Here is a 12127-nt window from a genome sequence, read left to right on the forward strand (position 1 = left end):
CTAGCGTGCCAGCTGTTCCCGAACGGCATCCATGGCCGGATCGCGGCCCGCGAGGTAGGCCTCGGCCGTGGGCGGCGCGTAGATCCGCGGCGCGATCGCGATCCGGTGGTCGAACGGCCACGACGTCTGCCAGTACAGGTCGGAGACGTTCACCAGGACGCCGCTGCCGGGCAGCCGGAACGGCACCGCCTCCCCCACGAAGTTCGGCGCCGACCCCGTGGGCTCCCCCACGAACACCGCGTGCGTGTGCCGGTCGAGCAGCGTCGCGGTGTTCTGGGCGGCGGAGAACGTGCCCCGGCCGACGATGACGAACACCGGCAGGCGCGGGTGCGCGAGCACGTGGTGGACCAGCGGCTGACCGAGCCACGTGTTGCCGCCGCCGTTCCAGCGCAGGTCGACCACGAGGGCGCCGGCGTCGTGCTCCGCGACCGCGGCGAACACCCGCTCGTAGCAGGCCGCCAGCGTGTCGTCGTCCTTGTCGCGGACGCCGTTGAACTGGAAGTACACGAGGTTGCCGGCCGCCTGGTACTCGAACCAGAACGGGTTCTCGACGTCGCGCAGGTAGGCCGGCGTCTCGAAGGGAGGCCGCACCGAGTCCGGTGGACACCTCGACGGCCACGACCGCGGGCGGGCGTTCATCCAGGTCCGCGGCTCCGGCAGCGGCGGGCCCGCCTCGACCGCCGCGTCGGTGACCTCACCGGACAGGAGCCGCACCGTGAGCGTGACCCGGTCGGGCCGCTCGGCCATCCCCACCGCGCGCAGGTACGCCGGCACACGCAGCCACATCGGCCCGCGGGCCAGCGGCGTGTACGGGTTGTCGCGGGTGAGCAACGGATCGAGCGCGTCGAGCACCTCCGCGACCGGGTGCCCGTCGACCGCCAGCACCTCGGCACCGGCCAGGTGCCCGAACCGCGGCTCGGCCTCGGTCACCAGCAAAGAGGTCCCGAACTGGAAGAACCAGACCGGCAGCGCCCGGGTCCACTCCGGCCAGGAGTCCTCGACCGACACCCACGCGTGGCCGTCGCCGAGGCGCCGCAGCAGCCGCCAGATCCCGACCACCACCCGGCCGTCGTCGAGGTCGGGCACCGCGCGGTCGAGGGCGTCGACCGCCGCGTGGAAGTCGCTGTCGAGAACGTCGGGACGCGGGACGCGGCGGGCCAGCTCACCGCGCAGGAACCGCAGGTCGGAGCGCCACCGGTCGTCGCGGGACGCGCCGTCGGCCGGCCCCGCCGGTCCCACGAGACCCTCGAACCGGGGATGGTCGGCCAGCTGCTCCAGGTCGCTCCGCGCCCTGCCCGGATCGCGCAGCCCCTGGCGCACGGCCTCAGCCAGCGACTCGACCGCCGCCTCGCGCTCGCCCAGCGCGGCCAGGCAGCGCGCGATCTCGTACGCCAGCTCCCCGGGGAAGATCGGCGGGATCGGCTCCCCCCTCGCGATCGGCCATACGCCCAGCTCGGTGGCCCTGCGATAGGCGTCGAGCGCGCCCGCGTGGTCACCGGTACCGAACCGGGCCAGCCCCAGCCGGGCCCAGAAGATCCCGTTCACCGGGTTGACCTCGACGACCGCCTGCCACCGCCGCGCCGCCGCCGCGAGGTCGCCGGCCCGCGTCGCCTCCTCCGCGGCCGCGACCATGCCGACCTGATCAGCCATTGACCCCTCCCCGTGTCGGGATCAAGTATGGACCGCGGCGATCACGGGTACGGAGGTCAATATGGTCGACCTCTCGCGAGCACCCGCGCGGGCCGGCACCGACCGGTCCACCGCGGTGCGGACCGCCCTGCGCCGGTGCGACTACCGGCGGGCGTTGTCACTGCTGCGCGGCGTGACGCGGCTGTCCGGTGGGGCGCCGCCGCCCCGGGAGGTCGCCGCGTACGCCCAGGAGCGGCTGGCCCGCGCGCACCGGCGGTCCCGCACGACCACGCTCGACCGCGACGCCCTGCAACGCGTCCTCGTGTGGCTGACCGCCGACGAGCTGCGCGCCGGCGAGCAGGCGCTCAGCGGCGAGCACCTGAACCGGGCGATCGCCAGCTTCGAGCGGGCGCTGCGCGTCGACGGCCGCGGCAGCCGGGCCGCCCTGCTGCTCGCGATGGCGCTCTACCGCAGCGTCACCCGCGAGCTGACCACCCACGACGACCCGGAGCTCGACCGCACCTACGACGACCTCGACCAGGCCCTGGCGCTGCTCGACCGCGCGGCGCTCGACCCGCCGCTGCGCCCGCACGCCGCGCAGCTGGCCAGCGCCGTCGACCGGCAGCGGCAGGTGCTCACGCGGCTGAAGCAGCGCCGGGTCCGCTCGCGCGCGTTCGGCGAGTACGTGACCCGCTACAACGCGTTCATGACCCGCTACCACGGCGGCCGCATGATGACCTCGTCGGAGAAGAGCCACGCACGACGGTCGCTCGCGCGGCTGTCCACCGACCTGGTCACCATCCGCCGGCAGTACCCGGCCGACTCCCCCGAGGGCCGCAAGCTGGCCGAGATCTCCGACGCCGTCACCGGCATGCAGACCAGACTCCGCCACGTCGTGTAATCGGGATGCCCGCCGCTGCGACGGCGATCTATCCTGGCGACGACCTCGCGGCTGCTGAACCGTCAGGCACCCCATAGCGGAGCACGCGGAACCTACCGGCGTGCGGATTCCGCGTCCCTTCGTGTCCCCTCGTGTCAGCAGCTTCGAAAGGTTCCCCATGTCCACCGACCGACGTCTTGTCCGAACCGACGACTCCTGGCTCAGCCTGCCGAACCCCTTCGGGGTTCCGGTCGACATCTGCGCCGGGCCCGGCGTTCCCCTCGAACCCGCCGCCATCGACGAACTGCTCACCGTTCTCGAGACGGCCGACACGTTGCGCGCCCTCGCACAGGCGACCCCCGGGCTCGCCGAGGAGCCACGCATCGACCGGGTGGTGTGCACCCCCGACTTCCACAAGGGCGCCGGCATCCCGATCGGCACCGTGCTGCGCACCACCGGCGCGCTCATCCCGCAGGCGGTCGGCAACGACATCAACTGCGGGATGCGGGTGGAGGTCACCGCCCTCACGCTCGACCGCGTCCGTCCGCACCTCGACGCGCTCGAACGCCGGCTGCGGCACCTCTTCTTCGAGGGCGGGCGGCAGATCGGGCTCACACCGGCGCAGCGGGAGGGCCTGCTGCGGGGCGGCCTGCCCGGACTGCTCGCGGAGCCGGTCCGGCGCGAGGGCGCCTGGCGGCACGTCACCGACGACGAGAACACCGACCGGCTGCACGGCGCCGGCTACCCCGTCGGCTCCGCGGCCGACTTCCGCGACTGGGTCACCAGTGGCGGCGGCACCAGCTACGACAGCATCATCGGCAGTGTCGGCGGCGGCAACCACTTCGCCGAACTGCAGTACGTGTCGAAGGTGCACGACGGTGCCACCGCGTACGCGTGGGGTCTCGCACCCGGGCGGATCGTGTCGATGGTCCACAGTGGATCGTTGTCGCTCGGCCACCAGGCCAACGGCACCGGCCGCGAGCAGGCGAAGGCGATGTGGCCGCGCGGCGTTCCGGTGCCGGCGAACCGGATCCTGCCGATGCTCGTCGACGACGCCACGAAGGACCGGCGGGAGCGGTACCTCACCGCGTTCGCGAACGCGGCGAACTTCGCCGTCGGCAACCGGTTCTTCCTGTCGTTGATGATGCGGGCCGGGCTCGCCGACCTCGGCGAGGTCGAGCCCCGCCTGGTCTACGACGCCCCGCACAACCTGATGTGGCCCGACGGCGACTCGGTGGTGCACCGCAAGGGCGCCACCCCGGCGGGACCGTCCGGTGTGGACGGTTGGGGCGAGCCGGTGATCGTGCCGGGCTCGATGGGCGCGCCGAGCCACCTGCTGCGCGGCCTCGGCAACGCGAAGGCGCTCGCCAGCGCCTGCCACGGTGCGGGGCGCAGTGTTCCGCGCGGTGCCGCGTCCCGGGGCAGCGACGCCGACCTCGACGCGTTCCTCGAGGAGTTCCGCGTGGTCACCCCGCTCAACCACCGCGACCCCGCGATCACCGCGCGGCGCGACGTGATCGAGGCCTGGCGGCGCGACCTCAAGCAGGAGGCGCCGTGGGCATACAAGGAGGTCGGCCCGGTGGTCGACAGCCTGCGCACCGCCGGGGTCGCGGAGCCGGTGGTCGAGCTGACGCCGATCCTCACGGTGAAGGGCTGACTCTCCGCTGCCGGACGGCCTCGTACAGCACGACGGTCGCCGCGGCGGCGGCGTTCAACGAGCTGGCGGCCCCGCCGATCGGGATGCGGACCAGGTGCCCGCACGCCTGCCGCCAGCCGCCGCTGAGTCCGCGGGTCTCGTTGCCGATGACCACGACCCGCGGGCCGGTGAGATCGAAGGCGTCGACGTCGACGTCGCCGCTCTCGTCGGTCCCGACGAACTGGACCCCGGCGGCCGACGCCCACGCGACCACCTCGCGGTGCGACGGCGCCCGCACCACCGGAAGCGCGAACAGCGACCCGGTGCTGGCCCGTACGGCCTTCGGGTCGTACGGGTCGGCGGCGTGGCCGGTGACCACCACCCCGGCGGCGCCGAACGCGTCGGCCGAGCGCACGAGCGTACCGATGTTGCCGGGCGTGGTCGGCCGGTCGAACACGACCACGAGAGCGTTGCCGCGCAACGGGATCCGGGTGAGGTCGTCGTCGGGGATCGCGACGACGGCGAGCAGCTCCGGCTCCTCCTTCTCCGCGAGCTCGGCGAGCAGCTCGGGCGCCATCGCGACACCGTCGGCACGGGCGAGCGTCTCCCGGGCCCACCGCGACAGCTCGCGCCCGTCGGGGTACAGCACCGCGCGGACGTCCCAGCCGTGTTCGAACGCCAGCGTGATGGGACGCACGCCGTGCACGAGGAACTCTCCCGCGCGGTGCCGCTTGGTGCGGCTGCCCAGCAACGCCTGCCACTGCTGGAACGTGGCGTTGCGCGTGGTGATGCGCCTCATGGCGCTACGGGTTCCGCGGGTTCCGCCGGTTCCGCGGGCTTCCGCGCGAACAGGAAGGCCTGCGGGACCTTCTCGGCGAGGAACGGATGCACCTCCGGCTCGCGTACGAGCGTCGCCCGCACCGGCAGGCCGGCGTCGGCGAGCAGGGCCGCCACGCGCTCCGGCGGGCGGCGGTGGAACGTGAGTGCGATCTCGTGGCCGAAGGCCTCGGTGCGCTCGCCGGTCTCGTCGCCGACCTGGAACGCCAGCACCGCGTGGCCACCGGGCTTCAGCACGCGGCGAAACTCCGCGAACACCGCGGGCAGGTGCCCGTCGGGCACGTGGATGATCGAGTACCAGGCGCAGATCCCGCCGAGGGAGGCGTCCGGCAGGTCGAGAGCCGTCATCGTGCCGACCTCGAACCGCAGGTGCGGGTGCAGGTCCCGCGCCACCTCGACCATGCCGGGCGACAGGTCGACCCCGAACACGTCGACGCCCCGGCCGGCGAGGTACGCGCTGATGCGTCCGGGCCCGGCGCCGACGTCGGCGACCCGGCCGCCGCCCTCCGCCGCGACGAGCTCGGCGAACGCGGTGAGGACCGCGCGGTCGAGCACCTTGACGTCCAGCTCGTCGCCGAGGAGGGCGGCGTACTCGGCCGCGACCGTGTCGTAGGACGAACGGGTGGTGCCCAGGAAGTCGGCCGTGGTCATGACGAAGGACCCTATATCCGGTGGCCGGCCGGGCCGAACACGCCATACAGTGGCCGGCCATGGACATCGTCACGCTGCGCCGGGCCGACGTCACCGACACGCACCTGGCCGAGCTCGGCGAGTTCATCGCCGTCCGCAACGCCGACCGCACCCGCAACATCGGTTACCTCGGCGAGGAACCGGCCGATGTCACGGCCGAGCTGGCCGAGCTGGAAGGCGACTTCACGTTCGCGGTCGCGCGCGGTTCCGGGGGCGAACTCGTGGGGACGCTCGGCATGGAGTGGGACCCGGAGGTCGGGCGGGCGTGGGTCCTCGGTCCGTGGGCCGACACCCCCGGGCAGATGGACCGGCTCTACGCCGCCGTCGATGCCACCGTGCCGGTCACCATCGGCGAACGGGAGCTGTTCTGCGACGCCCGCAACACCGCGTTGGCGGCGTTCGCCGAGCGGCACGGCTTCGGCGAGCCGAAACCGCACGCGATCCTCCGGTTCGAACGGGCCGACCTGGCCGGCCTGGCACCGGTGACCCTCCCGACGCTCACGCCCCCGTACGAGGGCCAGTTCGCGGCCCTGCACGACCGGGCGTTCCCGGGTACCCACTCCCCCGCCTCCGCGCTGCTGGCGAGCGGCCAGCCGGTCTGGGTCGAGGTCTCCGGCACCGAACTGCTCGGATACGTGACGCTGAAGCTGCGTCCCGAGCACGACGACGCCCAGATCGACTACGTCGCCGTCGACGAGACCGCGCGGGGCAAGGGTGTCGGCGGCCGGCTCGTGGTGGCCGCGCTGCACCTGGCCTTCGCCGACGAGCGGATCACCCGGATGGACCTGGTGACCGACAACCCGGTGACGCGGCGGCTGTACGAACGGGTCGGGTTCACGCTGCTGCAGGACATGCGCAGCTACCGCAAGGACGTCTCGGTCTGAAGAACGGCGCTTCTCGCCGGCTGCGCCGGCTTCCGCCTGCCGCGCAGGCGGCGGATGGCCCGTGCCATGCCGGCGAACAGCCGGCCCGCGGTGGCGTCGGTGGTGCGGCGGTCGCGTTCGGGCATCGTCGACACCCAGAGCAGCGCGGCAATGTGGGGATCGTTCATCGGAGCGGCTCCTTCGCTGGATCACTGTCGTGTCCTTGACGCAGCCGTCCGTTGAAATCGACACCCCTCGCCTACATGACTGTGAGTACCACCGCTGTCGCGTTGTCGTGACCGCCGGCCGCCGCGGCGTCGGCGAGCAGCCGTCCGACCGCCTCGTCCGGTGTGCCGGTTCCGCCGAGCACCTCGGCCAGCCGCCGGTACGGCACCTGCTCGGCGATGCCGTCGGTGCACAGGAGGAGCACGTCGCCGGCCCGCAGCGCGACGTTCATCAGGTCCGCCTCCGGCTCGCCCGGATGGCCGACGTAGCGGGTCAGGTGGTAGCGGTCGCGGGCCGCCTGCGGCGACCCGAACGGGTACCAGCCGTTGACGGCGCCGAGCCACGCCATGGTGTGGTCGACCGTGAGCTGCTCCAGCAGCCCGCCGCGCCACCGGTAGGCCCGCGAGTCTCCGATGTGGACGATCCACGCCGCGTCGGGGTCGCACCCGACGAGCGCGGTCAACGTGCACCCGGTCAGCTCGCCGAGGCCGGCGCCGGCACGGCGCACCTGCCGCTGCGCGTCGGCCACCGCCGCCCGCAGCGCGCCGGCCTCCGGCCGGGCCGCGGCCACGAACGTGTCGACGGCGGTCCGCCCGGCCACCGCGCTCCCGCGGCCGGCTCCCATCCCGTCGGCCACGACGGCGACCCGCCTGCCGACGTCGACGTGCGTCACGTCGAAGTTCGCCGGATACCGCTGTCCGACGTCGGTACCGGCCGCCACGGCCAGCCGCCGCGCTCCCACCACGAAACCGTCCACGGTGCATTCAACCGCGAACGCCCGGCCTCCGCGGAACGGAGACCGGGCGCGTCGCGGGCCGGTGTCAGGTCGTGGTGGTGCCGGCCGAGAGCGCCAGCGCGAACACGAGGACGAACCACAGGACGCCCAGCACCGTGAACACGATGCCGAGCCAGAAGCCGGCCTTCGCCAGGCCCATTCCCTCTTCGCCGGTCTGGGCGATCTGCTTCTTCGCCACCGCGCCGAAGACGATTCCGAGCGGCGAGAAGACGAACGCGAAGACCAGGGCGAGAATCGCCATGGTGTTGGTGCTTCGGGTGGTGGCCGGTGCCTGCGTCGGCGCTGCCATCGTCGGGCCTCCCTCTAGTGGACCTCGGAACGTTGGAGATCCAGTACCCCGACGGATCGATAAACTAACCGGGTGACGCACGTTCATTCCGTGCCCGTCAACACCCAGCCCGAGCCGTGCGAGACGGTCGGCCGGCGGCCGGCCGCCGCGCTGCGGCCGTACGTCGTCGGGTACAGCGGTTTCCGCAGCGGATCGGGGGCCGCCCTGCCGCACCGCGTTCTGCCGCTGAACCTCACGGTGGCGATCGTCGATCTCACCGGCGAGGCCCGGGTGGTCACCGGTCCACGCGCCACGCCGGCCGTGTTCCGGGAACCGGTGTGGCGCAGCGGTGTCACGGTCGGCTTCACACCGCTCGGGGTGCGGGCGCTGCTCGGCCTCCCGGCGCCCGAGCTGGTCGGCCGCACCGTGCCGCTGCCCGACCTGCTCGCCGGCGGCGACGCGGAACTGGTCGACCGGCTCCGCGCCCTCCCGCTCTGGGCCGACCGGTTCGCGTCCCTCGACGCGTTCCTGTCGCGGCGGCTCGCACCGGTCGAGGCCGATCCGTTGGTCACGCACGCGTGGTGGCAACTGCAGGTGGACCGCGTGCGCGTCGGCGCCCTCGCCCAACGGCTCGCCGTCAGCAGGCGTCACCTCGAGACCGGGTTCCGGCGGGAGATCGGGGTGACACCCGGCACCGTCGGCCGGATCGCCCGGTTCCAGCACGCGGTCGGGCTGCTCGCGCGGGGGTCGGCGCCGCTGCACGAGACCGCGGTCGACAGCGGGTACGCCGACCAGCCGCACTTCACCCGCGAGATCCGGGCGATGAGCGGGCTCACGCCCACCGAGCTGTGCGCATTCCTTCAATACCGCGACCCGGTGCGTCGCTAGCCTGGCGGCATGACGCGTGACGGCGGAACGTTCGAGGGCAGAACGGCACTGGTCACCGGTGGCTCCCGCGGCATCGGCCGGGCGATCGTGCGACGGCTGGCCGGGCTCGGCGCCTCCGTCGTGTTCACCTACCGGGAGAGCCGCGCGGCCGCCGACGACCTGGCCGCGGAGGTCGGCGCGACCGCGGTGCAGGCCGACCAGGCCGATCCCGCGTGCCTCGACGCGATGTTCGCACCGGTTGCCGGCGGCCTCGACATCCTCGTGAACAACGCGGCGATCAACCCGCACGTCGCGATCGCCGACGTCAACGCCGCCGACTTCGACCGCGTGTTCATGGTGAACGTGAAGGTTCCGGCGCTCGCGATGGCCCGGGCCGCGACCCTGTTGCGCGACAACGGCCGCGTCATCAACCTGTCGACGTTGAACACGGTGGTGCCGGCGCCCGGATCCGCGCTGTACATCGCCTCGAAGGGCGCGCTGGAGCAGTTCACGGCGGTGGCCGCGCGGGAGTTCGGCCCGCGCGGCATCACCGTCAACACCGTCTCCCCCGGCGCGACCGACACCGACCTGCTGCGCGCCAGCAACCCGCCGGAGGCGTTGGAGCGGAACGCGGCGCTCACGGCACTGCGCCGCCTGGGGCAGCCCGACGACATCGCCGCCGTGGTCGCGTTCCTCGCCGGCCCGGACTCCGGCTGGATCACCGGCCAGAACATCCGGGCCACCGGAGGCCTTCTCGTCTAGCGCCGCCTCGGACCCGGCTCTCGCCACTGCCCTGAAATGGGTCTGGACGATCTATTCCGAGGGCTCGGATCATGAGCGAGTGGGAGGTTATCAACATCAACAAGCGTTTTTGATGTTGATAGCCTCCCACCCTGCGTGCCGCCGACGACCTACGGCATCGCGGTCCCGGCCGCCTGCACCTGGTCACCACCGCGGCCGGCCCAGCGGCGCGGCCGGCCCAGCGGCGCGGCCGGACTAGCGGCGGAGCTGGTTGGCGCGCGCGATGACCGTCGCGAGATCGGCCACCGCCGGGTCGCCGGTGCGCTCGCCCGCCGAGCGCGCGATCCGCTCCAGGTCGGCCAGGTTCACCTGGTAGCCCTGTGCGCTGGTTCCGCGCAGCGTCTCGGCGAGGTACGCGGCCGAGTACGTCACGGCGAACCGCGGCGCCGCCGTCGCGAACGCGCCGTTCAGGTCGGACACGCGCACGGTGCGGTACGCCTCCGATGGGCGGCGGTCGGACGGGTTCAGCCACCGCACGTCGACCCTCGCGGCCTGGGCGCCGCCGTCGACACCGGCGGCGAGCCGCACCTCGTACAGCGCCGTGACGCTGTGCCCCGGGCCGACCTCGCCACCGTCGACGGAGTCGTCGCGGAACTGGTTGTCGGCGACGGCACGGTTCTCGTACCCGATGAGGCGGTACGACGTCACCGTCTTCGGGTCGAACACGACCTGCACCTTGGCGTCGAGCGCGCGCACGGTGAGGTTGGCCGGCAACCGGCGCACGAACACGTCGCGCGCCTGCTGCGGATCGCTGACGTAGACGACGAAGCCGTCGCCGCCGTCGGCGAGCGACTCCATCAGCGTGTCGCCGTAGCTGCTGCCCACACCGACGCCGAGCAGCGCGATCCGCTTGGCCGCCTGCTCCTTCACCTGGGCCAGGATCTGGTCGGCCGACGTCGATCCGGTGTTGGCCAACCCGTCGGACAGCACGATCACGCGGTTCGACGTCCCCTCGCGGAAGCCGGCGCGCGCGGTGTCGTAGCCGAGCGTGAGTCCCGCGGCGAGATTCGTGCTCGCCTCGGTCTTCAACGAGGTGACCGCGGCGTGCAGCGGCGCTCGGTCGGAGACGCGGGTCATCGGCTGCACCACGCGGGCGCCGCTGCTGAACGTCACGATCGCGACGGCGTCGGTCGGGCGGAGCTGGTCGATGAGCGTATGCAACGCGTCCTGCACGAGGTCGAGCCGGCCGGTCTCCGCCATCGACCCGGACACGTCGATGACGAACGTGAGCGTGGCGTCGGCGCGCGCCTCGTCGGACCGGGTCTGCAGCCCGACCCGCATCAGCCGCACGTCGCCGGTGTGCGTGTGCGCCTCGGGCAGCCGGGCGCCGTCGGAGTGCACGGCGAAGCCGTCGCCGTCCGGCTCCGCGTAGTCCTGGTCGAACGCGTTGACGAACTCCTCCGGGCGCACGTCGGACGCGAGCGGCAACTGTCCACTGAGGATCTTCCGGCGCGCGTAGGTGTAGGAGGCCGTGTCGATGTCGACGGCGAACGTCGACCGCGGGTCCTCGGCGGTCGACGCCGCGCCGCCGGCGGCCTGGTCCTGCGCGCCGGGAAGCGGAGCGCTGTCGGCGCTTCCGCCGTCGGTGGCGCCGCAGCCGGCGAGGACGACCACGGTCACGGCGGCCCCCGCGACCGCCGCCAGGGCACGATGGACACGATGGGATGAGCGTCGGATGGACATCGTTCCTCCCTTGGTACAGGTGCCGATCCGACGCGGCGTCGCGGGCACGGGTTCCGGCCGTGTCCGAGTCGTGTCCGTGTGCTGTTGCCGTGACCTTCCCGTGCGGCAACCGTGATGCGGCCGGCCGCTAGCGTTTGCGGCCCACCCCGCCGAAGACGTCGACCTCGGCACCCTCGTCGTACCGCCACCGCGAGCACGACACGACGCCCGGTTCCAGCAGGTCCATCCCGTCGAAGAAACGGGCCAGCCGCTCGGGGGTGCGCAGGTAGATGCGCGCGCCGCCGGCGTCGTTCCAGCGCCGGACGGCCTCCTCCATGCGCTCGCCGGTGACCGCGTTCGTCGGGTGCTGCAGGGCGAGGTAGCTGCCCGACGGAACCGCGTCGAGGACGCGCCGCACGGCCGCGTGCGCCTCGTCGTCGTCGCCGATGTAGTGCAGCACACCGAGCAGCATGACGCCGACGGGCTTGTCGAGGTCGAGCGTCCGGCGGGCCCGCTCGATGATCGCGTCGGGCTCGCGGAGGTCGCCCTCGATGTAGTCGGTGGAGCCTTCCGTGGACCCGGCGAGCAGCGCCCGGGCGTGCACGAGCACCAGGGGATCGTTGTCCACGTACACGACCCGCGCGTCGGGCGCGATCCGCTGCGCGACCTCGTGGGTGTTGTCGGCGCTCGGCAACCCGGTGCCGATGTCGAGGTACTGCCGCACACCGAGGTCGGCGGTCAGGTGGCGGACCACGCGGCCGAGGAACGCGCGGTCGGCCAGCGCGCACTCGACGATCTCGGGCAGGACCTCGCGGACCTGGTCGCCGACCACGCGGTCGATCTCGAAGTTGTCCGTGCCGCCGAGCCAGTAGTTCCAGATGCGGGCCGAGTGGGAGACCGAGGTGTCGATGCCAGCGGGGGGCGAGGTGTCGCGGGAGGCGTCAACCATGCCGCATCCTAAGCCGCCGCGACG

At 73.0% G+C, this 12127-nt stretch carries 13 protein-coding genes; 5 read left to right on the forward strand and 8 right to left on the reverse strand.

Annotated features, from left to right (window positions below):
• A complete protein-coding gene (locus Voc01_RS19785; protein WP_203928947.1) occupies positions 1-1650 on the reverse strand; it encodes a tetratricopeptide repeat protein in 1650 nt (549 codons plus the stop codon).
• Between the two features lie 61 nt (positions 1651-1711).
• Between Voc01_RS19785 and Voc01_RS19790 the strand changes: the two genes are divergently transcribed.
• Entirely contained in the window at positions 1712-2530 is an 819-nt protein-coding gene (locus Voc01_RS19790; RefSeq protein ID WP_203928948.1) for a hypothetical protein, read from the forward strand.
• 157 nt (positions 2531-2687) lie between these two features.
• Positions 2688-4166, forward strand: a complete 1479-nt coding sequence (locus Voc01_RS19795; protein ID WP_203928949.1) for an RtcB family protein — start codon at positions 2688-2690, stop codon at positions 4164-4166.
• Here Voc01_RS19795 and Voc01_RS19800 read toward each other — a convergent pair.
• Positions 4150-4944: a TrmH family RNA methyltransferase gene (locus Voc01_RS19800; RefSeq protein ID WP_203928950.1), complete on the reverse strand. Its 795-nt coding sequence runs from the start codon at positions 4942-4944 to the stop codon at positions 4150-4152. The genes Voc01_RS19795 and Voc01_RS19800 overlap by 17 nt on opposite strands.
• Positions 4941-5633: a class I SAM-dependent DNA methyltransferase gene (locus tag Voc01_RS19805; protein WP_203928951.1), complete on the reverse strand. Its 693-nt coding sequence runs from the start codon at positions 5631-5633 to the stop codon at positions 4941-4943. The genes Voc01_RS19800 and Voc01_RS19805 overlap by 4 nt, the downstream gene beginning before the upstream one ends.
• Before the next feature lie 59 nt (positions 5634-5692).
• Between Voc01_RS19805 and Voc01_RS19810 the strand changes: the two genes are divergently transcribed.
• Entirely contained in the window at positions 5693-6556 is an 864-nt protein-coding gene (locus tag Voc01_RS19810) for a GNAT family N-acetyltransferase (RefSeq protein ID WP_203928952.1), read from the forward strand.
• Here the strand turns inward: Voc01_RS19810 and Voc01_RS19815 are convergent.
• From Voc01_RS19815 to Voc01_RS19825, 3 genes are all read right to left on the reverse strand, one after another.
• On the reverse strand, positions 6532-6723 hold the full coding sequence (locus Voc01_RS19815) for a hypothetical protein (RefSeq protein ID WP_203928953.1): 192 nt from the start codon (positions 6721-6723) through the stop codon (positions 6532-6534). The genes Voc01_RS19810 and Voc01_RS19815 overlap by 25 nt on opposite strands.
• A 71-nt stretch (positions 6724-6794) precedes the next feature.
• The gene (locus Voc01_RS19820) at positions 6795-7517 is read right to left on the reverse strand and encodes a PP2C family protein-serine/threonine phosphatase (RefSeq protein WP_203928954.1); all 723 of its coding nucleotides are present in this window, start codon (positions 7515-7517) and stop codon (positions 6795-6797) included.
• A 64-nt stretch (positions 7518-7581) separates the two neighbouring features.
• Entirely contained in the window at positions 7582-7845 is a 264-nt protein-coding gene (locus Voc01_RS19825; RefSeq protein ID WP_239160328.1) for a DUF4190 domain-containing protein, read from the reverse strand.
• 72 nt (positions 7846-7917) lie between these two features.
• On the opposite strand from Voc01_RS19825, the gene Voc01_RS19830 reads away from it, so the two are divergent.
• Together Voc01_RS19830 and Voc01_RS19835 are read left to right on the forward strand one after the other, a co-directional pair.
• On the forward strand, positions 7918-8712 hold the full coding sequence (locus Voc01_RS19830; protein WP_203928956.1) for a helix-turn-helix transcriptional regulator: 795 nt from the start codon (positions 7918-7920) through the stop codon (positions 8710-8712).
• Positions 8713-8721: 9 nt separating this feature from the next.
• The gene (locus tag Voc01_RS19835) at positions 8722-9453 is read left to right on the forward strand and encodes an SDR family oxidoreductase (protein WP_203928957.1); all 732 of its coding nucleotides are present in this window, start codon (positions 8722-8724) and stop codon (positions 9451-9453) included.
• Positions 9454-9687: 234 nt separating this feature from the next.
• Here the strand turns inward: Voc01_RS19835 and Voc01_RS19840 are convergent, their stop codons facing one another.
• Both Voc01_RS19840 and Voc01_RS19845 read right to left on the reverse strand, forming a co-directional pair.
• Positions 9688-11112: a vWA domain-containing protein gene (locus Voc01_RS19840; protein ID WP_203928958.1), complete on the reverse strand. Its 1425-nt coding sequence runs from the start codon at positions 11110-11112 to the stop codon at positions 9688-9690.
• Between the two features lie 190 nt (positions 11113-11302).
• The gene (locus Voc01_RS19845; RefSeq protein WP_203928959.1) at positions 11303-12103 is read right to left on the reverse strand and encodes an SAM-dependent methyltransferase; all 801 of its coding nucleotides are present in this window, start codon (positions 12101-12103) and stop codon (positions 11303-11305) included.
• Positions 12104-12127: the final 24 nt, after the last annotated feature.

Origin of the sequence: Virgisporangium ochraceum, from assembly GCF_016863655.1 — a bacterium.
Classification (GTDB): Bacteria; Actinomycetota; Actinomycetes; order Mycobacteriales; family Micromonosporaceae; genus Virgisporangium; species Virgisporangium ochraceum.

What these genes read in the sequence shown, in the direction of transcription:
- Voc01_RS19810 (WP_203928952.1), top strand. Translation starts at nt 5,693, where the DNA reads ATGGACATCGTCACGCTGCGCCGGGCCGACGTCACCGACACGCACCTG.
- Voc01_RS19785 (WP_203928947.1), bottom strand. Translation starts at nt 1,650, where the DNA reads ATGGCTGATCAGGTCGGCATGGTCGCGGCCGCGGAGGAGGCGACGCGG.
- Voc01_RS19845 (WP_203928959.1), bottom strand. Translation starts at nt 12,103, where the DNA reads ATGGTTGACGCCTCCCGCGACACCTCGCCCCCCGCTGGCATCGACACC.
- Voc01_RS19805 (WP_203928951.1), bottom strand. Translation starts at nt 5,633, where the DNA reads ATGACCACGGCCGACTTCCTGGGCACCACCCGTTCGTCCTACGACACG.
- Voc01_RS19790 (WP_203928948.1), top strand. Translation starts at nt 1,712, where the DNA reads ATGGTCGACCTCTCGCGAGCACCCGCGCGGGCCGGCACCGACCGGTCC.
- Voc01_RS19795 (WP_203928949.1), top strand. Translation starts at nt 2,688, where the DNA reads ATGTCCACCGACCGACGTCTTGTCCGAACCGACGACTCCTGGCTCAGC.
- Voc01_RS19835 (WP_203928957.1), top strand. Translation starts at nt 8,722, where the DNA reads ATGACGCGTGACGGCGGAACGTTCGAGGGCAGAACGGCACTGGTCACC.
- Voc01_RS19815 (WP_203928953.1), bottom strand. Translation starts at nt 6,723, where the DNA reads ATGAACGATCCCCACATTGCCGCGCTGCTCTGGGTGTCGACGATGCCC.
- Voc01_RS19800 (WP_203928950.1), bottom strand. Translation starts at nt 4,944, where the DNA reads ATGAGGCGCATCACCACGCGCAACGCCACGTTCCAGCAGTGGCAGGCG.
- Voc01_RS19825 (WP_239160328.1), bottom strand. Translation starts at nt 7,845, where the DNA reads ATGGCAGCGCCGACGCAGGCACCGGCCACCACCCGAAGCACCAACACC.